Source organism: Mycobacterium sp. ITM-2016-00317 (assembly GCF_002968295.1).
Lineage (GTDB): Bacteria > Actinomycetota > Actinomycetes > Mycobacteriales > Mycobacteriaceae > Mycobacterium.
On record NZ_CP134399.1, the window covers coordinates 2,943,057 to 2,966,206 of the forward strand.

Consider the following 23,150-nt stretch of genomic DNA (forward strand, 5'->3'; position numbering starts at 1 on the left):
GACGGGCGGTCACCGGAGCTCGCCCTCGGCGGCCGCCAGCGCGGCGAATTCCTCGTCGGGGGAGTTGGCCACCAGGTGGTGCCTGCTGAAGAGACCGAAGTACGCCATGAACGCGGCGAACACCAGCAGACAGCACAGCGCGGCGACACTGTCGACGAGGAACGTCGCGATGACCGCGAGCACCGTGATCACCAACGCGAAACCCGTGGTCGCGACCCCACCCGGCGTGCGGTACGGGCGCGGCATGTCGGGCTCGCGCCTGCGCAGCACGATGTGGCTGACCATCATCAGCACGTAGCTCACCGCGGCCCCGAACACGGCCATGTTGAGCAGCAGGTCGCCCTTGCCGATCAACGACAGCAGGAACCCGATGACGCCGGGCACGATCAGTGCCAGCGTCGGTGCCTTGCGCCTGTTGGTCACCGACAGGATCTTGGGCAGGTACCCGGCCCGCGACAGCGCGAACAGCTGCCGCGAGTACGCGTAGATGATCGAGAAGAAGCTCGCGATCAGACCGGCCAGCCCGATGTAGTTGACGACCTTGGCCAATCCGCTGTCGCCGAGCGCCTCCACCAGCGGATTGCCCGACTCCGACATCGCCGCGGCGCCGCCGGCCCCGGTGGTCAGCACCAGCACGGTCACGCAGGTGACCAGCAGCACCGCCATCCCGGCGATGATGCCCTTGGGGACGTTGCGCTCGGGCTCCTCGGCCTCCTCGGCCGCCAGCGGAACCCCCTCGATGGCCAGGAAGAACCAGATCGCGAACGGGATCGCCGCCCACACGCCCAGCAGGCCGAACGGCAACATCGAGGACGCGCCTACGGCGTCGGTGACGGCGATGTCGGTCAGGTTCGCACTGTCGAACCGGGGGATCGCCGCGATCGCGAACACCACGATGCCCACCAGCGCGATCGCGGTGATCACGAACATGACCTTGAGCGCTTCGCCCACACCGGACAGATGGATGCCGATGAAGATCGCATAGGCGGCGAGGTAGACCCACCAGCCGTCGGTGATGCCGAACAGGTTCAGCGACTCGACGTAGGCGCCGATGAACGTCGCGATGGCGGCAGGTGCGATCGCGTACTCGATCAGGATCGCTGTGCCCGTGGCGAATCCGCCCCACGGGCCGAGCGCCCGACGGGCGAACGTGTAGCCACCACCGGCGGCGGGCAGCGCCGACGACATCTCGGCCATGCCGAGGACCATGGCCAGGTACATCGCCGCGATCACCACCGCCGCGATGGCCAGGCCGCCGAAGCCGCCCTGCCCGAGGCCGAAGTTCCACCCGGAGTAGTCCCCGGACACCACGTAGCTGATGCCGAGCCCGGCGAGCAGAATCCAGCCCGCGCTGCCCGTCTTCAGTTGCCGCTTCTGCAGATAGGTCTCGGACTCCCGGTGCGCCTCCACGCCGCGCACGGTGTGTGAACTACGACTTTCGCCGCTCATGTAACGGACTCCTTCCGCGTCGTGAGCTAGCACACTACTCTGCGGCGGCGTGCGGTGGCGTCGTAACGGGGCCGTGAAATCAGCGGATCCGCAACATGATTCGAAGATCCGACGGTACGCGAAGGAGCGGCACGGCAGCGGTGCCGCACCGCGTACGGCGCGCGCGGATCGCGGGCCGGCGTTACGCTGCTGCCCGGCCTGCACGAGCGCGCACGCCCGAGACCTAAAGGTCTGAGAGCCGACCTTTGGGAGGAGACTATGGCGTGCGGTGCGCGGTGTCCAGTACCCGAGAGCCGAAGACCGGGTTGTAACACCACCTCAGAGCCGCCCGATACATCGCACACACCGCGAAACGACGGAAGGGGACGCCCGTGGGCATGATTCTGGGGCTCTCACTGACCTCCCAGGCCGTCGTCTGGGTGCTGGTCGACGACGCCGACCGCGCCATCGTCGACCATGACGAGCTCACGTTCCAGCCCGGTACCGAGATCGCCCGCGCGGCCGCCAGGGGCGCCGGGATGATCGCCGCCGCCGGCGGCCACCGCGTCGACCGGATCCGGCTGACATGGGACGACGACGTCAGCCGCGACGGCATCCGGTTGGCCGCCCAACTCATCGACCTCGGCATCGCCGACGTCGAAACGGTGCCGCTGGCCCACGCGCTGGGCGTCATGGTCGCCCCCGACACCGCCCCCGGACTGGCACTGGCCTACGGCGCCGCCGTCGCGCAGGGCCCCATCGAATCCCGTGGCGCATCCCGCGGTCGCCGCGGCCTGAGCCGTCGCCGTATCGCGGTCGCCGTGCTCGGCGCCGCCGCGGCGGCACTGCTGGCCGGCCTGCTGGTCACCTCGGGAACGGCGCCGCGCGTCGAGCAGACCGCCGCGGTGACCGAGCAGACCGCGCCGACGGGCACCGGCTGGGTGGCCGTCTCGGCGCCGACCAGCGCGACGGCCGGCATGGTCCGCAAAGTGGTCGAACCGGTCGAAGAGGACGCGAGCCCGGTGTGGACGCCGGCGCCCCGGGCCTACGTCGCGGCCGCGCCCGCACCCGCGCCCACCCCGGCCGCGGTCGCGGTGCCGCACCTGACTGCCCCGGAGGCGGTGCCGACGCCCCAGGAGCACCTCACCGGCGAGTGGCCGGGCCCCGCGGTCTCCGTTCCCGTGGTCCAGATTCCCCTCGAGATGACAGATCCGGCGATTCTGTTCAGTGCCCTGCCCTGAGCGGCTAACGTCGACGCCGTGACGGCGGTGGCAGATCGTGCCCGCGGAATGCGTGAGCTGGTGTGCGAACAGGCTGCCGAATGCGAGCGGATCCGCACGATGACACCGGCGGTCGTCGACGCGATGTGGTCGTCCGGGCTGATGACGGCGTTCAACCCCGTGCCTGCGGGCGGCGTCGAACCGAGCTTCGCCGAGATGATCGAGACGTGGATCGAGATGGCTTGGCAGGACGGCTCGTTCGGCTGGGTCGGGATCGCGAACCTGCCGTCGTCGTTCGCCGCGGCGGCCTATCTGCCCGACCCCGGGTTCGCCGAGGTCTTCACGGCCAACGACAACCGGGTGACGATGGGCGGCCAGTTCTTCCCCAACGGCCAGGGCGTCGCCGTCGACGGCGGCTACCGGCTGACCGGGTCGTGGAGCTTCGGTTCCGGCACCGGGCACGCCCAGTACGTCGCCGCCGGATTCCTGCCGATGGTCGACGGCGAGATCCGCTGGGTCGCCGAGGGAGTGCCCGACATGCTGGTGGCCGTGGTGCCGCGGGCGGACGTCGCGTTCGCCGACGGCTGGCACGTGCAGGGTCTCAAGGGCACCGGCTCCTACGACTACGCGATCGACGACGTATTCGTGCCGCACGCACGCACTTTCGCGTTGTTCACCCGGCAGCCGCTGCGGGGCAGCTCACCCGCGACCCGGATGGGCATGATGCCGGTGACCGCTGCGGGCCACGCGGCCTGGGCGCTCGGGGTGGCCAAGAGCATGCTCGACGACGTCGCCGAGCTCGCCGCGACGAAGTTCCGGATGAGTGACATGGCCGCGCTGGCGAGCCGACCCACCTTCCAGAAAGGGCTGGCCCACCACGTCGCGGCGTGGCGGGCGGCCCGCCTGCTGGTGCTCGACGCGTTCGGCGCCGCCGAAGCCGCCGTGGCCGCCGGCGGCGACCTGACGCCGACGTTGCGCGCGGACATGAGGGTCGCGGCGGTCTATGCCACCGACGTCGCGCGCGGCTGCGCGGAGTGGGCGCATCTGGCCGCGGGTACGAGTTCGATCCGCGAGGGCAGCCGGCTGGAGCGCGCGTTCCGCGACGTCTACACCGGCACCCAGCACGCGTTCATCAGCGAGAAGGTGGCCATCGATGCCGCCCAGGTGTGGCTGGGTGTGGTCGAGGACCAGTTCGGGCTCTGAGCGCGCAGCGGTCGATCAGGCTCTGATCAGGCTCAGGCGACGATCTCGCGCAGGAAGCGCCGGCTCGCCAGCAGGTAGCAGCCGATGGCGACCAGGTGCATCACCGGCACCACGCACAGCAGCGCCCGCCCCAGCGAGAGATCGCCGAGTTCCGGCTTGAGCGCGTCGCTGATCAGCCCCGCCACCAGCGGGCCCACCGACCCGAGGATCGCGCTGAAGAACAGGAAGATCGCCGACGCGGTGGCACGCTGCTCGGCCGGCACGAGGCGCTGGATCGCCGCGATCGACGGCGCCATGTACGCCGTGCCCACGACGTAGCTCAACGCGATGAAGCACACCGACAGCGTCGCGCTGCCGACCAGGAAACCGAGCGTGGAGAACGGGATCAGCACCGCGGTCATCAGCGCGACCAGCCAGAGCAGCCAGCGCGGATCCACCGCCGAGAGCCGGTCGGCCACCTTGCCGACGACGAGCAGGCCCAGGATGCCGGTGATGCCGCTGGCCAGCCCGTACTGCAGCCCGACGTCGCCGAGCGACATGCCCCGGGCACGCATCAGGAATGCGGGCGCGAACGTCGTCAGCGCGTAGCCGGCCACCGAGATCGACGCCGCCCCGGCCACGATCGCCAGGTAGCTCGGCTTGCGCAGGATGTCCCACCACTTCACCGGAACCTGGTGCACCGCCACGGTTTCGGCCAGCGGCCGCTGCCTGCGCCCGACGACGGCCAGGACGACCGGCACGACGGCCACGCTGATCGCGCCCATCACCACGAACGCGGTGCGCCAGCCCAACGCCTGGGCCAGCAGCCCGCCGCCGATCAGGCTGGCGGCACTGGCCAGCGGGATCGCCAGGGTGATCACCGCCAGGGGAGCGGCGCGGCGCTCGGGCGCGAAATTGCGGGCCACGTAGGCGTGCGCGGCCGGAGTCGACCCGGCTTCGCCGATCGCGACGCCCACGCGGGTCAGCGCGAGCTGGAAACCGGACTGCACGGCACCACCGAGCATCGTCATCACGCCCCACAGCGACAGACAGCCCGAGATCACCAGCCCGTAGGCCCCGCGGTCGGAGATGCGGGCGATCGGGATGCCGATCAGCGCGTACACGGCCAGGAAGCCGAAACCGTTGATGAGCCCGATCGCGGTGTCGGACAACGACAGTTCTTCGCGGATCGGTTCGGCGAGCACGGCGGGCAGGAACCGGTCGGCGTAGTTCAGCGTGCCGACCACCGCCAGCACCGACACCGCCGCCCACGCCCGGCGTGGTCCGTGGGTGTCGCTGCTGGTCTCCACCGCCGATGGTGCCGACATCAGTTCTCCTCGCTGGGGGCGTTACAGACGGCTCCAAGAATGTCAGGCAGAGGCGAGGTGGAGGGGCAAAACGGCAACCCTGGATTCGGCACGCCGCGCGCTGGTTATATATGCTAATTATCCTGTCCGGTTACCGATCCGAAAGTGATGCGATGACCCCGATCAAGACCACGCTGGCCGCTGCCGCGGTCGCCGGCGGGTTGGCTGCCGGCCTTCTGGGTTCGGCCGCTGTCGCCGGTGCGCAACCGCCTCCGCCGCCGCTGCCCGCGCTGGGCGAGGTGCCGCCGGCCTGGGCGCCGCCCAAGCCCGCCGAGGTCTGGATCGGCCAGCCCGTGGTGTGGAATTCGGGCTGGGGCGGACGCTGGGGAGTGTGGATCAACGGTGGCTGGATCTCGCTGACGTCGAACCCCGTCACCGGCGGAGGCTGACGATGAGCGAGCCCGCCCAGCTGCCTAGCTGCGCTATACAATCTGTGGGACCCGACCGAACGATGAGGCTGGAGAGACGATGAGCGGATTGATGAGTCGCGTCGCACGGGTGGGTCTGGGATTCCTCGGCGCCGCCGCGGTGAGCGCGAGCCTGGCCGGACCGGCGATGGCCGACTCCACCGAGGACTATCCGGTTCCGCGTCGCATCATCCACACCACCTGCGACGTCGAGCAGTACCTGGCCGCGGTGCGCGACACCAGTCCGGTGTACTTCGAGCGGTACATGATGGACCGCGCCAACCGTCCTGCCGACGTCCAGCAGGCCGCGTTCGACCGCATCCACTGGTTCTTCTCGCTGGACCCGGTCGGCCGGCGCCAGTACTCCGAGAACACCGCCACCAACGTGTACTACGAGCAGGTGGCCACCCGCTGGGGCAACTGGGCCAAGATCTTCTTCAACAACAAGGGCGTCGTGGCCCACGCCACCGATGTCTGCATGGACTACCCGCGCGGCGACATGTCCGTGTGGCACTGGCCCGTCGCCCGGTAACCAGGGCAGCCCCGAACGTCACACAGATCCACGTTCTGCAGCGAAAGTGCAAGTGCACCACTGCAGAACGTGGATTTCTGTTATGCGTGGGACGGCAGGACCCCGGGGGCGCAACGCGAATGTGGGTGCTGTGCACGCATTTTCAGAGAAAAGCGTGCACAACACCCACATTCGCGCGCGATGCGCTGAAAACTACTGACGCGCCTGGTCGAGGATCGGCAGCCGGTCGGGGCAGTAGGTCCGCAGACCCGCGGCCAGGAACTGCCACGCCTGCTCGGTGGTGGCGCCCTTCTCCAGCTGGTTGTGCACGAAGTCGGCCGCCTCGAACGCATCCGCGTCGACGCCGGTCGCGACCCGCTTGCACGCGATCTTGCCGATCCAGGCGTTGTAGTCCTTCTGCCCGTAGATCCCGTACGTGTGCAGCTCGTTGGAGAACGCGGTGTCCGGGTCGGCTGCTGCGGGCGCGGCGAACGCCAAGCCCGCGGCGACCGTCGCGACACCGATCAGTACGCGCTTCATGCCCTCACTCCTTCTGACGGATCCGATTGCAGCCCACCGGGTCTGGGCCATGGTGCGGGGACGGGCCGGTTGCGGACACGCTGTGGCCACCAGAACCACGGCCCCAGTAGCGCGGCGATCGACGGCGTCATGAAGGCCCGGATCACCAACGTGTCGAACAGCAGGCCCAGACCGATGGTCGTACCGACCTGTCCGATCACGGTCAGCTCACTGACCGCCATCGACATCATCGTCAGCGCGAACACCAGGCCCGCGGCCGTGACCACCGAGCCACTGCCGCCCATCGCGCGGATGATCCCGGTGCCGATGCCTGCGTGTATCTCCTCTTTCAGGCGGGACACCAACAACAGGTTGTAGTCCGCGCCCACGGCCAACAGGATGATCACCGCCATGGCCAGCACCATCCAGTGCAGCGGCTGGCCCAGGATGTGCTGCCAGAACAGCACGGACAGACCGAACGAGGCCGCCAGCGACAGCACCACCGTGCCGACGATCACCGCGGCCGCGACCACAGCACGGGTCAGGATCAGCATGATGATGAAGATCAGGCCCAGCGCGGCGATGCCCGCGATCAACAGGTCGTAGTTGTTGCCGTCCTGCATGTCCTTGAACACGGCCGCCGTACCGCCGAGGTAGATCTTGGACCCCTCCAGTGGGGTGCCCTTGACCGCCTCCTTGGCCGCGGTCTTGATCTTCTCGATCTTGGCCACGCCCTCGGGGCTCAGCGGGTCGCCCTCGTGGGAGATGATGAAGCGCACCGCGTGCCCGTCGGGGGACAGGAACTGTTCCAGACCGCGCTGGAAGTCGGCGTTCTCGAAGATCTCCGGCGGCAGGTAGAACGAGTCGTCGTTCATCGAGTCGTCGAACGCCTCGCCCATCGCGTCGGCGTCCTCGGACATCGCCGCCATCTGGTCCTGCTGACCCTTCTGCGACTGATACATCGTCAGCATCATGGTCCGCATGGTCTTCATGGTCTCGATCATCTCGGGCATGAGCGCGACCATCTGCGGCATCAGCGAGTTCAGTCTCCGCATGTCGGGCAGGATCTCGCGGAAGTCGTCGGTCATCACGTTGATGCCGTCGAGGGTGTCGAACACCGACCGGATCGCCCAGCAGACCGGGATGTTGTAGCAGTGCGGTTCCCAGTAGAAGTAGTTGCGGATCGGCCGGAAGAAGTCGTCGAAGTTGGCGATGCTGTCCCGCAGATCTTCGATGTCGGTCAGCATGTTCTCCATCTTGGAGACCATGTCGTTGGTGATCGACGCCATCTGGGCGGTTAGGCCCGACATCTTCTCCATGGTCTTGATGGTGTTCGCCATCTCGTCGGCCTGGACCAGCATGTCGGCCATCCGGTCCTGCATGTACTTCTCGTTGAGCCGCTGCGTGGTGCCCTGCATGCTCATCTGGAACGGGATCGACGTGTGCTTGATCGGTTTGCCGTCGGGCCGGGTGATCGCCTGCACGCGGGCGATGCCCTCGACGCGGAAGATCGCCTTGGCGATCTTGTCGATGACGAGGAAGTCCGCCGAGTTCCGCAGATCGTGATCGCTTTCGATCATCAGCAGCTCGGGGTTCATCCGGGCCTGGTCGAAATGCGCATCGGCGACCGCGTAGCCCTGGTTCGCGGGCAGATCCGCAGGCAGGTAGTCGCGGTCGTTGTAGTTGGTCTTGTAGCCCGGCAACGCGAGCAGGCCGACCAGCGTGATCGCCATCGTCGCGACCAGGATCGGGCCCGGCCACCGGACGATCGCGGCACCGATCTTGCGCCAGCCGCGAATCCGCATCGCGCGCTTGGGCTCCATCAGCTTGCCGAAGCGGGTCGCGACGCTGATGATCGCGACCATCAGCACCACGCCGGCCATCACGACCACGAACATGCCGATGGCCAGCGGCACACCCATGGTCTGGAAGTACGGCAGCCGGGTGAAGCTCAGGCAGAACGTCGCGCCGGCGATGGTCAGGCCGGAGCCCAGCACCACGTGGGCGGTGCCGTGGAACATCGTGTAGTACGCGGACTCTTTGTCCTCGCCGAGTGTTCGCGCTTCCTGATATCGACCGATCAGGAAGATCGCATAGTCGGTCGCCGCGGCTATCGCGAGTGTCACCAACAGGTTGGTGGCGAACACCGACAGTCCGATGATCTCGTGATAGCCGAGGAACGCCACCACCCCGCGTGCGGTGGCCAGCGACAGCACCACCATCACCAACGTGATGAGCACGGTGACGATCGAGCGGTACACCAGCAGCAGCATCACGATGATCACCGTGAAGGTGGCGGCCTCGATGAGCCGCATGCTGCGGTCACTGGCGATGTGCTGGTCGGCGGCCAGGGCCGCCGGACCGGTCACGAACGCCCTGACGCCGGATGGCGGCTCGAGGCTTTCGACGATCTGCTGGACCGACTTCACCGACTCGTTGGCCAGCGCCTCGCCCTGGTTACCGGCGAGCTTGACCTGGACGTAGGCGGCCAGCCCGTCGTTGCTCTGCGATCCCGACGCGGTGAGCGGGTCGCTCCAGAAGTCCTGCACGGACTGCACGTGCGTGGTGTCGGCTTCCAGCCGGTCGACCAGCTCGTCGTACCACGCGTGGGCTTCGTCGCCGAGGGGTTTGTCGCCCTCGAACACGATCATCACCGAGCTGTCGGAGTCGCCTTCCTCGAACAGCTCACCGACCTTCTTCATCGAGATCATCGACGGCGCGTCGTTGGGGCTCATCGAGACCGCCTGAGCCTCGCCGACCGCCTCGAGCTGCGGGACGGTGACGTTGACGACGACGATCAGCGCGATCCAGCCCAGGATGATCGGCACGGCGAACAGCCGGATCATCCGGGGGATGAACGGGCGATGCGGCTGGCGCGCAGACGGGAACTCGTCGGTGCGGGCGTCGGAAACGGGTGCGCTCATGCGGATTTCACAAAGCAGAAGGTCTGGGCGTTCAAGCCGTCAGTCGTCCTCTCGTCCTTCAACTCGTCGTCGACGAAGATGCGGCAGGTGATGGTGCTGCCGTCTCCCTGGGCGACGATGTTGGGCGCTGCGGACGGCTCGGTGGTCTCCAAGGTCAGTGACCACGGCAGGGCAGCCCCGTCGACGCGCTGGGGTTTGGCGTCGAGGTCGAGATAGTTGACGTCGGCGTACGAGCCGGAGCCGGTAATCTCGTAGCGGACCACCTTGGGATCGAACGGTTCGGGGAGATCGGCGAAGTTGCGCGGGGTCTCGATGATGCCCTCGGATCCGAAGAAAGTCCGGATGCGCGAGACCGTGAGGCCTGCGATCACGACGACGACGATGATGAGCAACGGGAGCCATACCTTTTTGGCAATGGCGATCACGACTGCCGGCCCCGACTTGTGGCGCGCATTAGACCCCTGTGGTTGTGTCTCTCGGTTTAGCGAATCGTAACTTAGCCCATATAAGTTCTCATTCTGCGACAGATTAGCTCAAGAAAATGTGGCGCTGCTAACGCGCGGGGGACCAGCGCGGCTCACGTCACTCTGGCGTAATGATCGCATAGGATGCTGAGCGGTCGCACAACTGCCGAGGAGCGTGCCGCGATGACGACGACGGTGTCCGACGATCTCTACTACGACCCCTACGACCTGAACATTGTCACCGATCCGTACCCGACGTATGCGCGGCTGCGGGAGGAGGCGCCGCTCTACCACAACGAGCGGTACGGCTTCTGGGCGTTGTCGCGCCACGCCGACGTGGAGAAAGCGCTGCTCGACTGGTCGACCTTCTCCAACAGCCGCAGCGACATCCTCGAATTGGTCAAGTCCGATTTCGCCATGCCCAAGGGCGTGATGATGTTCGAGGATCCGCCCGAGCACACGATGTTGCGCGGGTTGATGTCACGGGTGTTCACGCCGCGGCGAATGGCCGAGATCGAAGACCAGATCCGGCGCTACTGCGTGAACTGCCTGGACCCGTTGGTCGGCTCCGACGGTTTCGATGTGATCGCCGAACTCGCCGCGATGATGCCGATGCGGGTGATCGGGATGTTGCTGGGCATCCCGGAGTCCGAACAGGTCTCGGTGCGCGACGCCAACGACGCGAACCTGCGCACCCGACCCGGCGCCCCGATGAAGGTCGCCGATCCCGACCGGATCGCCGACGGCCGCATCTACGCCGACTACGTCGAATGGCGGGCGGCCAATCCGTCCGACGATCTGATGACCGCGCTCCTCAACGTCGAATTCACCGACGAGACCGGGGTGCACCGCAAGCTGACCCGCAAAGAGGTCCTGCACTACACCCAGGTGGTGGCCGGGGCGGGCAACGAGACGACCGGGCGGCTGATCGGATGGCTGGCCAAGGTCCTCGCCGAACACCCCGACCAGCGACGCCAGATCGTCGAGGACCGGTCGCTGCTCGGCCGGGCCATCGACGAGACGCTGCGGTTCGAACCCACCGGGCCGCACGTCGCGCGGTACCTCATCAAGGACTTCGAGTACGACGGCACGCAGGTGCCGGCGGGCAGCGCGATCCTGCTGCTGTTCGGCGCCGCCAACCGCGACGACCGCCGGTACGACGACCCCGACACCTTCGACATCCACCGCGACAACATCAGCCACCTCACCTTCGGCAAGGGACTGCACTACTGCCTGGGCGCCAACCTCGCCCGCCTGGAAGGCCGGATCGCGCTCGACGAGCTGCTCAACCGCTGGCCGGAGTGGGACATCGACCACGACACCGCCCGGCTGGCGCCCACCTCGACGGTCCGCGGCTGGGAACAGCTACGGATGCTGGTCGGCTGACCCGTCGCCGGCTCCGGCTGCGGGGTTGTTCTCGCCGCCTCCGGCAGCGGAATCGAGGACGCTGACGGCTATCCCGTAGGGCAGGAAACGCACCCGTCGCTTCGGGTCGGTGTTCTCCTTGTTGGCCCGCAACGCGTCCAACTCGGTCGGATACACCTGCTCGATGTGCGCGCCGCCGTCGTCGTCGATCGTGTAGATGGCCCACACGCCGTCGCCGGTCTCGCCCGTCGTCTCGGGCCGGGTGCGGGGGCGGGTGTCGAACAGCGTCGACCAGCCCGCCCGCTCACCCGGGGTGTTGAGGAACCTGCCGAGGCCGTCGATCGCTTCGCGCAGGCCTTCGCCCGCCTCCCGGACGACGCGGTCGAGATCCTCGGGGTCGAAACCGAACGGCCCGCTGTTGCTGCTCATGTAGACCAGTGTGCCCCTGACGGCAGGTCTAGTCGACTGTCGCGGGTCGAGGTGGTAGGCAACCATATGCCCTTCACACGAGCTGACGTGCTGTCAGCGGCCCAGCGGTCCCTGACCGCGGCGGGATCGCACGACCGCGCCGGGTGGATCGGCCTCTTCACCGCTGACGGCCGGGTCGAGGACCCGGTCGGGTCGACGCCGCACCGCGGACACGTCGCGATCGGGCGGTTCTACGACACGTTCATCGGCCCGCGCGTGATCACGTTCCGCGCCGACACCGACCTCGTCGTCGGTACCACGGTGATCCGGGACGTCGAGTTGGAGATCCAGATGGCCACCGGATTGACGATGCGGGTGCCCACCTACATCCGGTACGACCTGCGCGCCGACGGTGACGACCTGCGGATCGCGTCGCTGGCGGCGTACTGGGAACTGCCCTCGATGGTCGGTCAGTTCGCCCGCGGCGGGCTGGCCGCCGTGCCCGCGGGCATGGCGCTCGGCAGGAGCATGCTCACCAACCAGGGGGTGACCGGCGCCCTCGGCTTCCTCGGCGGTTTCCGCGGCGTCGGATCCGGCGGCCGCGCACTGTTCACCCGGTTCCTCGACGACGCCTGCGACGGCGACGAGGTCGGCATGCGCCGCCTGGTCTCCGACAACCCCGTCACGATCGGTGACAGCGAACCCGTGAGCTCGTCGGATCTCGTCAGGCACCTCTCGGGCGGTACGTGGAGCAAGCTCGTCACCGCCGGCCACTCGGTCGCGGCGCGCGTCGAACGCGACGGCAGGCGCTGCGTGCTCATCGGCGAGATCGGGCGCTCCGGCCGAGACGACGCCACCCTCGACCGGATCCGGCTGTTCGGCGAACTCGAGTGACGCCGACGCATTTCGGCGCGTTGTCGCGCTGGACGCGCCACACGTGAGAACGTAGGCAGCATCATGTCCGACCCTGACACCGCCGAGTTCCTCACCTACGAGCAGTTCGGCCGCCGGTTCTTCGAGATCGCCGTGACCGAGGAGCGGGTCGGCGACGCGATCGGCGAGATCGCCGGCGAGTCCTTCGAGATGGGCCCGATCGCGCAGGGACCGGGCAAGCTGGCGAAGGTCACCGCGAAGGTGCGGATCCAGCAGCCCAGGGTCAGCAGGGAACTCGGTGAGCTGATCTCCTTCAACATCCGGATACCGCTGGAGATCGACATGGTGGTCGATCTGCGCATCGACAAACCGAAGTTCGTGGTGTTCGGCGAGATCTCGTTGCGCGCGACCGCCAAGGCCGCCGAGCCGCTACTGCTGATCATCGATGTGGAGAAGCCGCGCCCGTCCGACATCTCCATCCACGTGACGTCGAAGTCGCTGCGCGGCGAGGTGGTGCGCATCGTCGGCGGGGTGGACGCCGAGATCAGACGATTCATCGCGCTGCACGTGGCCGGCGAGATCGACAGCCCCGGCGCCCAGAACGCCAAGATCATCGACGTCGCCGAGCGCCTGGACGCGGCCTGGACCGGGATCTGACGCCGCCCGAACCGATATCGTCGGGCGGTGCCCAAGCTCAGTGCCGGCCTGCTGCTCTTCCGTGACCACGACGGGGTGCTCGAGGTCCTCCTCGGCCATCCCGGCGGACCCTTCTGGGTGCGCAAGGACGACGGCGCATGGTCGATTCCCAAAGGCGAGTATCTCGAGGGGGAGGACCCCTGGGCCGCCGCGCAGCGCGAGTTCGCCGAGGAGATCGGCAAGCCCGCGCCCGCCGGCCCGAGGATCGATCTGGAGCCCGTGCGTCAGCCCGGCGGAAAGCTGGTCACGGCGTTCGCTGTTCGCGGCGACCTCGACCTCGAGGGCGCGGTCAGCAACACGTTCACCCTCGAATGGCCGAGAGGCTCAGGCACGTTCAAGGAGTTCCCGGAGGTCGACCGGGTGGCCTGGTTCGACCTGGAGACGGCGCGCACGAAGCTGCTGAAAGGCCAGCGCCCGCTGCTCGACCGGCTCGAGGAGGCCGTGGTCGGTCAGGCCCGCCCGGAGGTCCGGGGCGAGACGTAGCCGCCGGCCGGTCCACGATCAGGGGCGCGGCGAGGTGTTCGCGATGATCGGTGCGCCCTGGCCGGCGGGCATGTTCGACACCACGCCGGGGGCCGGCGGCGCCATTCCGGCGCCGGGTGCACCGGCGATCGGAACCATCGGGGTCGGCGTGACCGTGGTGACGCCGTTGGCGCCGATGGTCGGCCCGCCGGTGGGACCCATGGCCTTGATCTGGTCGGCAGCGGCCTGCGTGCAGTCGAGCATCAACAGCATGCGGCCACCGCTGGTCACCTTCTGCTGTCCGACCAGGCACGCCGACTGGGACAGTGCGCTGCCTGTCGCGCCACCGAAGTAGGCCTTGACGCCCTGGCTCTTGAGGATGGCCAGCGCGCGGCCGTACTGCTCACCGACGACGTTGTACGGGCTCGTCTGCGCCGCGGGCTGTGACACCGCGACACCGGCACCGATCAGCGCAGCTGTTCCGGCGGCGACCAATCCGCCGCTGAGCACAACGAGCTTGTTCACTACAACTCCCTCGGTTCGGTGTGCGGCGAACATATCGCAGCAGTCACGGATGTGAAACCGCTGCGGCAGCCGCCGGTGTTACATCGTCTCGTTCTACCGCACCCCGCAGCCGGTCCGCGCGGTCAACGGGGTGTCAGGCGCAGTGTGGTTGCGGCGACGCTGATGCGCCCGGCGGGGTGGCGTCGGGCGTGGCGGGTCATGGCTCTGCGTGTCAGTCGTCGCAGTGACAGCCGGGCGTGGTCTCACCCGTGCTCGGGACCGCGAGCCCCGTTGGCCGGCAACACGTGTCGCCCCGCCAGGCCTCGATACCCTCCCTGACCGCGATCGCCGCGATGACCAGCCCGGCCACCGGGTCGGCCCACGCCCACCCGAACAGACTGTTGAGCAGCAGGCCGACCAGCAGCACCGCTGACAGGTACGTGCACAGCAGCGTCTGCTTGGAGTCCGCGACGGCCGAAAGCGAGCCGAGTTCGCGCCCGGCCCGGCGCTGGGCGTAGGACAGCACCGGCATGATCGCCAGGCTCACCGCGGCCAGGACGATGCCGACGGTGGAGTGTTCGGCTTCGCCGACGCCCAGCAGCGCCGAGACGGCGTCCACGGTGACGTAGGTGGCCAGCGCGAAGAACGAGAACGCGATGATGCGCAGTGCGATCTTCTCGCGGGCTTCGGGGTCACGCCCGGCGAACTGCCATGCGACCGCCGCCGCCGAGGAGACCTCGATGACCGAGTCGAGCCCGAACCCGATCAGGGCGGTCGAGGACACCCGTGCGCCCTCGGTGAGGGCCACGATCGCCTCGATCATGTTGTAGGAGATCGTGAGTGCGACGAACAGCCGGATGCGGCGGGCCAACACAGCCCGCCGGTCCGCGGTCAGCGCGCCGCGTGCCGTCGAGGTCATCAGCCGCACCCACAGACGGCGCCGTCGGGCCCGACGCACCGGCATTGCGGATCGACCGCAAGGACCAGGCCCAGAAGGTCGTCGAGGGCGTGGCCGATGCGCGCATCCGCGAGTTCATAGCGGGTGCGCCGGCCCTCGGGTACCGCCACCACCAGGCCGCACCCGCGCAGGCATGCCAGATGGTTGGAGAGCATCTGCCTCGAGACACCGATCTGGTCGGCCAGGTCGGCGGGGTAGCCCGGCGCGGCGTTGAGGCTGAGCAGGATCCGAGTCCGCGTCGCATCAGAGAGGGCATGGCCGAACCGGGCCAGCGCGTCGGTGTGGGCGAGGGTCTGCACCACAACGACGGTACACCAATTTCTGTATTCAGACGCGCGTGTACTGGCAGCTTTGCGCGTCCGCATCCGCGCGCGATTACGGCGGTGATTCGCCGCCGTTGCGACCCGGCTGCACCGCGGCGCGCATCGCGTCGCACAGCGCCGCCGCGCGCGGTTGCTCGAAGATGTCGTCCAACAGGATCTGCCTGCCGTCGGGGCCGGCCAGCGGCACCCGCCAGTTGAGGTATTCGTCGATGGTCCCGGGTTGATTCTGGGCGCGCACCTCGCCGACCGCGTCGGCCAGGGACAGCGCCAGCAGCCGCGACGGTGTGCGTCCCAGATAGCGGTGCAACGCCAACACGACCTCGTCGACGTCGGGCGATTCCCCGACCAGCAGGCCGGCGCGACGGAGTTCGGCCATCCACGCCTGCTGATGCGCGCGGTCGAGGGCCAACTCCTCCTCGGCCGGGCGGGTCAGCAGACCGAGCTCGTCGCGCAGCCGCACATGCTCACCGGCCAGATAGCCGGCCGTCGGCGGCAGGTCGTGCGTCGTCACCGCCGACAGGCAGAATTCGCGCCACCGTTCGGCAGGCAGCGGGCCGCCTCCTCCGTCCCGGTCGCTCTCGAACCACAGGATCGACGTGCCGAACAGTCCGCGCTCCCGCAGGTAGTCCCGCACCCACGGCTCCACCGTCCCGAGATCTTCGCCGACGACCACCGCACCCGCGCGGTGCGCCTCCAGCGCCACGATCCCGATCATCGCCTCGTGGTCGTACCGCACATAGGTGCCGTCGGTGGGCAGCGCGCCCTTCGGGATCCACCACAACCGGAACAGGCCGATGATGTGGTCGATCCGGACACCGCCGGCATGCCGCAGCACCGCGCCGACCATCGCCCGGAACGGTTCGTAGCCGGCCTCGGCGAGCCGGTCCGGCCGCCACGGCGGCTGCGACCAGTCCTGGCCGAGCTGATTGAACTCGTCGGGCGGGGCGCCCGCGGTCACCCCGAGTGCCAGCACGTCCTGCAGCGCCCACGCGTCGGCGCCGCTGGGATCCACGCCGACCGCAAGGTCGTGCATGATGCCCAGGTCCATCCCGGCCGCGACGGCGCGGTCCTGTGCGGTGGAAAGCTGCTCGTCGACCAGCCACTGCAGCCAGCGGTGGAAATCGACCTCGGTGGACCGTTCCTCGGCGAACGCGGCGACCTCCGCACTCCGCGGATGCTGCAACCCCTCCGGCCACTGCCGCCAATCGCCGCCGAACTGGTCGGCCAACGCACACCAGGTCGCGAAATCGTCGAGACTGCGGCCTTCCCGCTGTCGGAACGCCTGATAGGCGATCTCCCGGCCGGCGGACCGCTCGACCAGGTACAGCGTCTCCAGCGCCGCACGCTTGGACGCCCACACGCTGTCCCGGTCGATCCGCCCGGACCTGTCCGCGCGGGTCTGCACCTGCGTCTGCGCCTTGCGGATCCGGCCGCGGTGCCTCACATAGGCGAACTCGGGCACCGCCTGCACGCGCAGATAGATCGGGTTGACGAACCGGCGCGACGTCGGCAGATACGGCGACGGCTCCATCGGCGCGATCGGCGCCGCCGCATGCAGCGGATTGACCAGCACGAAGCCGGCGCCGTGCCGGGCCGCCGACCAGACCGCGAGATCGGTCAGATCGGTCAGATCACCGAGTCCCCAGGAGTTCCGGGACCGCACGCTGTACAGCTGGGTGGCCAGCCCCCACGCGCGGCCGGTGCGCAGCCGGTCGGCGCTGTGCACCGTCGAGGGCGCCACGATCACCGTGGTGCTGACGTCGGACTCACCCACCTGCAGGTGCAGTCGGTGGTACCCGGCGGGCAGGTCGGCAGGCAGCTCGAAGCTCGCCTCACCCACCAGCCTTCCGTCCAGATCGTAAGGAGGCCGGTTGTTTTCGAGCTGACGCAGGCCGGTGCGGACACTGCCGTCCTCAAGCCGCAGCCACAGCGGCGCCGGGTCGCCGTGGGTGACGTGCACCCAGAACGGGGCCGTCGCGCCTGCGCGCCCGACGATCGACGGAGGCAGCGCGCGGGCCCAGTATTCGCGGTCGTGCCGGGCGAGGGCCTCGGCGCGGTCCCGGTCGGTGGCCGCCGCGACGCCGAGCGCGTCGAGCACCGCGATGAGCGTCGACGGGGGGACCGGGACCCACCTGCCCGTCCAGTCCGTGTACTGGGTTGCCACCCCGTACCGGTGCGCGAGGTCGATCAGCTCCGTGGGCACTTCCGACACATCCGCCATGGCGCCAATCTTGCCCTGGCAGGCGGCATCGCGAGCGGCGAGGCGGTGCCGGTATGGTCGCTGCAATGGCGTCAGCCCGGGTCGCGGTCGCCGCGCTGTTCCTCGCCAACGGTGCACTGTTCGCCAATCTGCTGCCCAGGTATCCCGAGATCAAGACGGACCTGGCGATGTCCAACGCGGGCTACGGCGCCGCGGTCGCGTCGTTCTCCGCCGGTGCGCTGCTGGCCGGACCGGCTGCCGCGGCGCTGATCAGACGGTTCCAGTCGGCCCGTGTCGCCCTGGCCACGACGATCGGGCTGGCAGTGGCGATCGTGGTCGCCGGGGTGGCCGGCACGCCGGTGGCCTTCGCCGCGGCGCTGTTCGTCGCCGGGGCCTGCGACGCCATCGCCGATGTCGCGCAGAACGTCAACGGGCTTCGGCTGCAACGCAATTACGGTCGGTCGATCATCAACTCGCTGCACGCGGTGTGGGCCGTCGGTGCGGTCGTCGGGGGCCTGATGGGCGCGGGCGCCATCGCGCTGGACATCCCGCGCGCGATCCACCTCGGCGTCGCGGGCGTGGTGTTCTGCGGCGCCGTCATAGCCGCCTACCCGCATCTGCTGCACGGCCCCGACCACGACGACCACCCGTCGACGCGCAGCACCGACACCCGCGGGGTGCGGCCTGCGGTGCTGCTGACGCTGCTCGCACTGGTCGGCATCGCGATGGCCGGGGCGACGGTCGAGGACGCAGGCAGCTCGTGGGCCACGCTCTACCTCCGCGACAGCCTCGGCGCACCCGGCGCGGTCGCGGTGCTGGGCTACGTCGCGCTGGTCGGTTTCCTGTGCATCGGCCGGATGCTCGGTGACCGACTCGTCGACCGGTTCGGCGAGCGCGTGGTGGCGCGCAGCGGAGGACTGCTGGCCGCGCTCGGAATGGGCGTCGCGCTGGCTTTCCCCACCGTGCCCGGCACCATCGCCGGCTTCGCCGCCGCCGGCCTCGGCGCGGCCACCGTCGTGCCCGCGGCCATGCGGGCCGCCGACGAACTGCCCGGCCTGCGGGCGGGCACCGGGTTGACCCTGGTGACCTGGCTGATGCGGGTCGGCTTCCTCGGCGCGCCGCTGATCGTCGGGGTCGTCGCGGACGCGGCCAGCCTGCGTGCCGGCCTGCTCATCGTCCCGGTCGCCGGCGTGGCCCTGATTTTGCTGGCCGGGGTGCTCAGCAATCGCCGCCGAGTATGAGCGGTAGGCCGGTCCGACGACCCGCCGCTGGTACAGTGGCGTACCGGAACCCGAGCGAAGGAGCTTCGGCATGACCGCGGACGCATCCCCCCGCAGTTCAGCAGTTGCCCGCCCCGTCGTGGACACCACCAACGGACCTGTCCGGGGCGTCGACGACGGCACCGTCAGGTCCTGGCGCGCCGTCCGCTACGCGGCCGCGCCGGTCGGGGAGTTGCGGTGGCGGGCGCCCCAGGCGCCCCCGCGCTGGTCAGAGCCCGCCGACGCCGGCCGGGTGGGGCCAGTGTGCCCCCAGCCCACCGACCCGAAGATCCCGATCGACCTCGGCGCCCCGCAGGGTGAGGACTTCCTGACGCTGAACGTGTGGGCGCCCCCGGGCACCCAGCCCGGCGACGGCAAACCGGTCCTGGTGTGGGTGCACGGTGGCGCCTACATTCTCGGCTCGGCCAGCCAGCCGCTCTACCACGGCCGGGCGCTGGCCACCGGCGGAGACGCCGTCGTGGTGACCGTGAACTACCGCCTCGGCGCACTCGGCTTCCTGGAACTGTCCACGCTCGGCGGTGGCAGTGAACGCTTCGCGACCAACCTCGGGCTGCGCGACGTGCTGGCCGCGCTGGAGTGGGTGCGTGACAACATCGCCGCGTTCGGCGGTGACCCCGGCCGGGTCACCCTGTTCGGCGAGTCCGCCGGCGGCGGCATCGTGACCTCGCTGCTGGCCAGCCCCGCCGCGGCCGGACTGTTCAGCAAGGGGATCGCGCAGAGCGCACCGGCCACCTCCATCTACGACCTCAGCCGTGCGCAACGGATCGCCGAACGCTTCCTCGACGTGCTCGGCGCCGGCCGCGACGATCTGCACCGGCTCGCCGACGCCCCGGTCGACGCGCTGGTCGCCGCGTCCCGCGTGGTGTTCGACGAGGTGCCGGTGCGCACCCCCGGCAGGCTGGCGTTCGCGCCGACCGTGGACGGCGACCTCCTGCCGGACTACCCGGTGCACGCGGCCCGCAAGGGTCTGACCCACCCGGTGCCGCTGATCATCGGCACCAACAAGAACGAGGCCGCGCTGTTCCGGTACATGAAGTCGCCGCTGCTGCCGATCGCGCCCGAAGCCATCAAGGCGATGTTCGCCGAGATCGAGGCCGAACAGCCCGGCCTGCCGTTGCCCGGCCACGACACCCTCAAAGGCACCTACCGTGGGCGCGGCAAGGCCCACGGCCTCAGACTGACCAGCGACCTCGGGTTCCGGATGCCGTCGATCTGGTTCGCCGACGGGCACCGGTCGGTCGCGCCGGTGTACCTGTACCGCTTCGACTTCGCGACCCCGCTGCTGCGCGCGGTCCGCATGAATGCCGCGCATGCGACCGAATTGCCGTTCGTCTGGGGCAATTTCGGCAAGGGCCGGAAGGATCCGACCTTCGCCCTCGGCGGGCGCAAGGCCGGGATGGCGGTGTCCGAGCGGATGCGGGCACGGTGGGTCAACTTCGCCGCCACCGGCGAACCCGACGCCGGTGACGCTCCGCCGTGGCGGCCGTACGGCGCCGAGGACCGTGCGACGCTGGTGATCGACAAGCAGGACACGGTGGTCGACGACCTCGACGCCGGCGTCCGCCGGGCCTGGGGCGAAGACGTCCTGAGCTTCCTGTAGAGCAGTAGAGAATCACCTCGGAGGTGCTCGTCGTGGAGTTCCTGGACTTCTTGCCGCCACAGATGCGCGAGCCGGTGCTGTTCGCGATCCCGTTCTTCCTGCTGCTGTTGATCATCGAGTGGACCGCCGCGCGCAAGCTCGAGCACGCCGACCCGGAAGACGCGAGCCCGGCCGCCGGCGCCTACCACACCCGGGACTCGTGGACGAGCATCTCGATGGGGCTGGTGTCGATGGCCACCATGAGCGCGTGGAAGTTGCTGGCGCTGTTGGGCTATGCCGCGATCTATGCCTATCTCGCGCCGTGGCAGCTGTCCGCGTCGCAGTGGTACACCTGGGTGATCGCGCTCGTCGGCGTCGACCTGCTGTTCTACCTGTATCACCGGATGGCGCACCGGGTTCGGCTGGTCTGGGCGACACACCAGGCCCACCACTCCAGCGAGTACTTCAACTTCGCGACCGCGCTGCGGCAGAAGTGGAACAACAGCGGCGAGATCCTGATGTGGATCCCGTTGCCACTGTTGGGAGTGCCGCCGTGGATGGTGTTCTTCGCGTTCTCGGTCAGCCTGATCTACCAGTTCTGGATCCACACCGAGCGGATCGGAAAGCTCTGGCGGCCGGTCGAATTCGTGTTCAACACACCGTCGCACCATCGCGTGCACCACGGTATGGACCAGCTCTACCTGGACCGGAACTACGGCGGCGTCCTGATCATCTGGGACCGCATGTTCGGCACCTTCCAGCCCGAGGTGCACCGGCCGCGCTACGGCCTGACCAAGCCGGTGAACACGTTCAACATCTGGAAACTGCAGACCCACGAGTACGTCGCGATCGCCCGCGACCTGCGCGCCGCACGCGGGTGGCGGGCCAAACTCGGCCACGTCTTCGGGCCGCCGGGATGGCAGCCACCCGTCACGTCCGGGACCGGGACAGCCGCGCATGCCAGGACGTAGTGTGCGCGCTGTGCAGACAGTCTTCGACGCCCACGTCGACCCCGCGCTGGTGGACCGGTCGCTGGCCACCAGCACCCACGGTTCGGTGTGGCTGGACATCGCGCGCCCGCAGTTCCCGCCGCCGTCGGGCCCCGTCACCTGCGACCTGCTGGTCATCGGCGGCGGCTACACCGGTCTGTGGAGCGCGCTGCACGCGGCCCGCCGCCACCCCGACCGGCGCGTCGTCCTCATCGAGGCCGACCGCATCGGCTGGGCCGCCTCGGGACGCAACGGCGGCTTCGTCGAGGCCAGCCTGACCCACGGCTACGAGAACGGGAAGTCGCGCTGGCCCGACGAACTCGACACCCTCGAGCGGATGGGCCTGGAGAATCTCGACGGCATGCAGGGCGAGATCGCCGAGCTGGGCCTGGACGTCGAGTGGGAACGCACGGGCATGCTGACCGTGGCCACCGAACCGCACCAGGTGCAGTGGCTGACCGAGGCCGCTGCCGACGGGCAGGGACAGTTCCTCGATCGCACCCAGGTCCGCGACCAGGTCGACTCGCCCACCTACCGGGCGGGCCTGTTCAGCGCCGACACGTGCGCGATCGTCAACCCGGCCAAGCTGGCCCTGGAGCTGGCCCGCGCCTGCCGGGAGGTCGGCGTCGAGGTGTTCGAGCACACCACCGCGACGCGGATCGACTCCGGGGGAGCCGCGCTGCGGGTGCACACCGACGGACCCGCGATCACCTGCCGCCAGGTGGTGCTGGCCACCAACGTGTTTCCCAGCCTGCTGCGCCGCAACAGGCTCTACACCGTGCCGGTCTACGACTACGTGCTGGCCACCGAGCCGCTGACCGACGCGCAACTGGCCCGCGTCGGCTGGGGCGGCAGGCAGGGTATCGGCGACAGCGCCAACCAATTCCACTACTACCGCCTGACCCGGGACAACCGGATCGTCTGGGGCGGCTATGACGCCGTCTACCACTTCGGCCGGAAGGTGAAGTCGGCCTACGAGGACCGGCCGGAGACTTACCGCCGGCTCGCGGCGCACTTCTTCGTCACGTTCCCGCAGTTCGACGACGTCACGTTCACCCACCGCTGGGCGGGCGCGATCGACACCAACACGCGGTTCTGCGCGCACTGGGGACTCGCACGGGAGGGGCGCGTCGCATACGTCAACGGGTTCACCGGGCTCGGCGTCGGGGCGACGCGGTTCGCCGCCGACGTCTGTCTGGACCTGCTCGACGGCACACCGACGCCGCGCACCGAACTGGAGATGGTGCGCCGCAAGCCGCTGCCGTTCCCGCCCGAGCCGTTGGCCAGCGCGGGCATCCAGGCCACCCGCTGGTCACTCGATCGCGCCGACCATTCCGCCGGTCGGCGCAACCTGCTGCTCAAGGCCCTCGACGCGGCAGGGCTGGGCTTCGACTCCTGAACCGTTTGTAACGGACCTTTATCCAACCGCGATGAGCCGGTTACATCATCATCACGGTAGGGCGGAGGGGTCTGTGTCTCGGTTGTCGTCTC

General features: G+C 69.0%; 22 protein-coding genes. 12 read left to right on the forward strand and 10 right to left on the reverse strand.

The window, feature by feature from the left end:
• Window positions 1–9 precede the first annotated feature (9 nt).
• Window positions 10–1,449, reverse strand: a complete 1,440-nt coding sequence (eat, locus tag C6A87_RS14025; protein WP_311117747.1) for an ethanolamine permease — start codon at window positions 1,447–1,449, stop codon at window positions 10–12.
• A gap of 377 nt (window positions 1,450–1,826) precedes the next feature.
• Between eat and C6A87_RS14030 the strand changes: the two genes are divergently transcribed.
• Together C6A87_RS14030 and C6A87_RS14035 are read left to right on the forward strand one after the other, a co-directional pair.
• Entirely contained in the window at window positions 1,827–2,669 is an 843-nt protein-coding gene (locus tag C6A87_RS14030) for a hypothetical protein (RefSeq protein ID WP_311117939.1), read from the forward strand.
• 48 nt (window positions 2,670–2,717) lie between these two features.
• Window positions 2,718–3,851, forward strand: a complete 1,134-nt coding sequence (locus tag C6A87_RS14035; protein ID WP_311117940.1) for an acyl-CoA dehydrogenase family protein — start codon at window positions 2,718–2,720, stop codon at window positions 3,849–3,851.
• Between the two features lie 32 nt (window positions 3,852–3,883).
• On the opposite strand, the gene C6A87_RS14040 is transcribed toward C6A87_RS14035, so the two are convergent.
• The gene (locus C6A87_RS14040; RefSeq protein WP_311117748.1) at window positions 3,884–5,158 is read right to left on the reverse strand and encodes an MFS transporter; all 1,275 of its coding nucleotides are present in this window, start codon (window positions 5,156–5,158) and stop codon (window positions 3,884–3,886) included.
• A gap of 152 nt (window positions 5,159–5,310) precedes the next feature.
• Here C6A87_RS14040 and C6A87_RS14045 point away from each other — a divergent pair, with 152 nt between their 5' ends.
• Together C6A87_RS14045 and C6A87_RS14050 are read left to right on the forward strand one after the other, a co-directional pair.
• The gene (locus C6A87_RS14045) at window positions 5,311–5,586 is read left to right on the forward strand and encodes a hypothetical protein (protein ID WP_311117749.1); all 276 of its coding nucleotides are present in this window, start codon (window positions 5,311–5,313) and stop codon (window positions 5,584–5,586) included.
• A gap of 79 nt (window positions 5,587–5,665) precedes the next feature.
• Window positions 5,666–6,136: a DUF5078 domain-containing protein gene (locus C6A87_RS14050; protein WP_311117750.1), complete on the forward strand. Its 471-nt coding sequence runs from the start codon at window positions 5,666–5,668 to the stop codon at window positions 6,134–6,136.
• 192 nt (window positions 6,137–6,328) lie between these two features.
• On the opposite strand, the gene C6A87_RS14055 is transcribed toward C6A87_RS14050, so the two are convergent.
• Genes C6A87_RS14055 through C6A87_RS14065 form a run of 3 tightly spaced genes read right to left on the reverse strand, consistent with a single transcriptional unit; the run spans window position 6,329 to window position 9,983 of the window.
• A complete protein-coding gene (locus C6A87_RS14055) occupies window positions 6,329–6,655 on the reverse strand; it encodes a DUF732 domain-containing protein (protein WP_311117751.1) in 327 nt (108 codons plus the stop codon).
• Window positions 6,652–9,558, reverse strand: a complete 2,907-nt coding sequence (locus C6A87_RS14060; protein WP_311117752.1) for an MMPL family transporter — start codon at window positions 9,556–9,558, stop codon at window positions 6,652–6,654. Before C6A87_RS14060 ends, C6A87_RS14055 begins: the two co-directional genes overlap by 4 nt.
• Window positions 9,555–9,983: an MmpS family protein gene (locus C6A87_RS14065; protein WP_311117753.1), complete on the reverse strand. Its 429-nt coding sequence runs from the start codon at window positions 9,981–9,983 to the stop codon at window positions 9,555–9,557. The genes C6A87_RS14060 and C6A87_RS14065 overlap by 4 nt, the downstream gene beginning before the upstream one ends.
• A gap of 222 nt (window positions 9,984–10,205) precedes the next feature.
• Here C6A87_RS14065 and C6A87_RS14070 point away from each other — a divergent pair, with 222 nt between their 5' ends.
• Window positions 10,206–11,408, forward strand: a complete 1,203-nt coding sequence (locus tag C6A87_RS14070) for a cytochrome P450 (protein WP_311117754.1) — start codon at window positions 10,206–10,208, stop codon at window positions 11,406–11,408.
• On the opposite strand, the gene C6A87_RS14075 is transcribed toward C6A87_RS14070, so the two are convergent.
• Entirely contained in the window at window positions 11,388–11,816 is a 429-nt protein-coding gene (locus C6A87_RS14075) for a hypothetical protein (RefSeq protein ID WP_311117755.1), read from the reverse strand. The two genes, C6A87_RS14070 and C6A87_RS14075, sit on opposite strands and share 21 nt — an antisense overlap.
• 66 nt (window positions 11,817–11,882) lie before the next feature.
• Between C6A87_RS14075 and C6A87_RS14080 the strand changes: the two genes are divergently transcribed.
• The 3 genes from C6A87_RS14080 (at window position 11,883) to C6A87_RS14090 (ending at window position 13,847) form a co-directional block, all read left to right on the forward strand.
• Window positions 11,883–12,689 carry a nuclear transport factor 2 family protein gene (locus tag C6A87_RS14080; RefSeq protein WP_311117756.1) on the forward strand — a complete coding sequence of 269 codons (807 nt, stop codon included), beginning with the start codon at window positions 11,883–11,885 and terminating at the stop codon, window positions 12,687–12,689.
• A gap of 63 nt (window positions 12,690–12,752) precedes the next feature.
• Window positions 12,753–13,325: a hypothetical protein gene (locus C6A87_RS14085; protein WP_311117757.1), complete on the forward strand. Its 573-nt coding sequence runs from the start codon at window positions 12,753–12,755 to the stop codon at window positions 13,323–13,325.
• A gap of 27 nt (window positions 13,326–13,352) precedes the next feature.
• A complete protein-coding gene (locus C6A87_RS14090) occupies window positions 13,353–13,847 on the forward strand; it encodes an NUDIX domain-containing protein (protein ID WP_311117758.1) in 495 nt (164 codons plus the stop codon).
• Window positions 13,848–13,865: 18 nt separating this feature from the next.
• Here C6A87_RS14090 and C6A87_RS14095 read toward each other — a convergent pair whose 3' ends face one another.
• The 4 genes from C6A87_RS14095 to malQ form a co-directional block, all read right to left on the reverse strand.
• Window positions 13,866–14,351 carry a hypothetical protein gene (locus tag C6A87_RS14095; RefSeq protein WP_311117759.1) on the reverse strand — a complete coding sequence of 162 codons (486 nt, stop codon included), beginning with the start codon at window positions 14,349–14,351 and terminating at the stop codon, window positions 13,866–13,868.
• 211 nt (window positions 14,352–14,562) lie between these two features.
• Window positions 14,563–15,249, reverse strand: coding sequence for a cation transporter (locus C6A87_RS14100; protein WP_311117760.1), 687 nt, complete (start codon window positions 15,247–15,249; stop codon window positions 14,563–14,565).
• Entirely contained in the window at window positions 15,249–15,587 is a 339-nt protein-coding gene (locus C6A87_RS14105) for a metalloregulator ArsR/SmtB family transcription factor (RefSeq protein WP_311117761.1), read from the reverse strand. Before C6A87_RS14105 ends, C6A87_RS14100 begins: the two co-directional genes overlap by 1 nt.
• Before the next feature lie 76 nt (window positions 15,588–15,663).
• Window positions 15,664–17,832, reverse strand: a complete 2,169-nt coding sequence (gene malQ, locus C6A87_RS14110; RefSeq protein ID WP_311117762.1) for a 4-alpha-glucanotransferase — start codon at window positions 17,830–17,832, stop codon at window positions 15,664–15,666.
• 65 nt (window positions 17,833–17,897) lie between these two features.
• Between malQ and C6A87_RS14115 the strand changes: the two genes are divergently transcribed.
• From C6A87_RS14115 to C6A87_RS14130, 4 genes are all read left to right on the forward strand, one after another.
• Window positions 17,898–19,052 carry an MFS transporter gene (locus tag C6A87_RS14115; protein ID WP_311117763.1) on the forward strand — a complete coding sequence of 385 codons (1,155 nt, stop codon included), beginning with the start codon at window positions 17,898–17,900 and terminating at the stop codon, window positions 19,050–19,052.
• A 70-nt stretch (window positions 19,053–19,122) separates the two neighbouring features.
• Complete coding sequence (locus tag C6A87_RS14120; protein ID WP_311117764.1) at window positions 19,123–20,691, forward strand: carboxylesterase/lipase family protein; 1,569 nt, start codon at window positions 19,123–19,125, stop codon at window positions 20,689–20,691.
• A gap of 62 nt (window positions 20,692–20,753) precedes the next feature.
• Window positions 20,754–21,641, forward strand: coding sequence for a sterol desaturase family protein (locus C6A87_RS14125; RefSeq protein WP_311117941.1), 888 nt, complete (start codon window positions 20,754–20,756; stop codon window positions 21,639–21,641).
• Window positions 21,642–21,651: 10 nt separating this feature from the next.
• On the forward strand, window positions 21,652–23,058 hold the full coding sequence (locus tag C6A87_RS14130) for an FAD-dependent oxidoreductase (RefSeq protein ID WP_311117765.1): 1,407 nt from the start codon (window positions 21,652–21,654) through the stop codon (window positions 23,056–23,058).
• The last annotated feature ends 92 nt before the right edge of the window (window positions 23,059–23,150 follow it).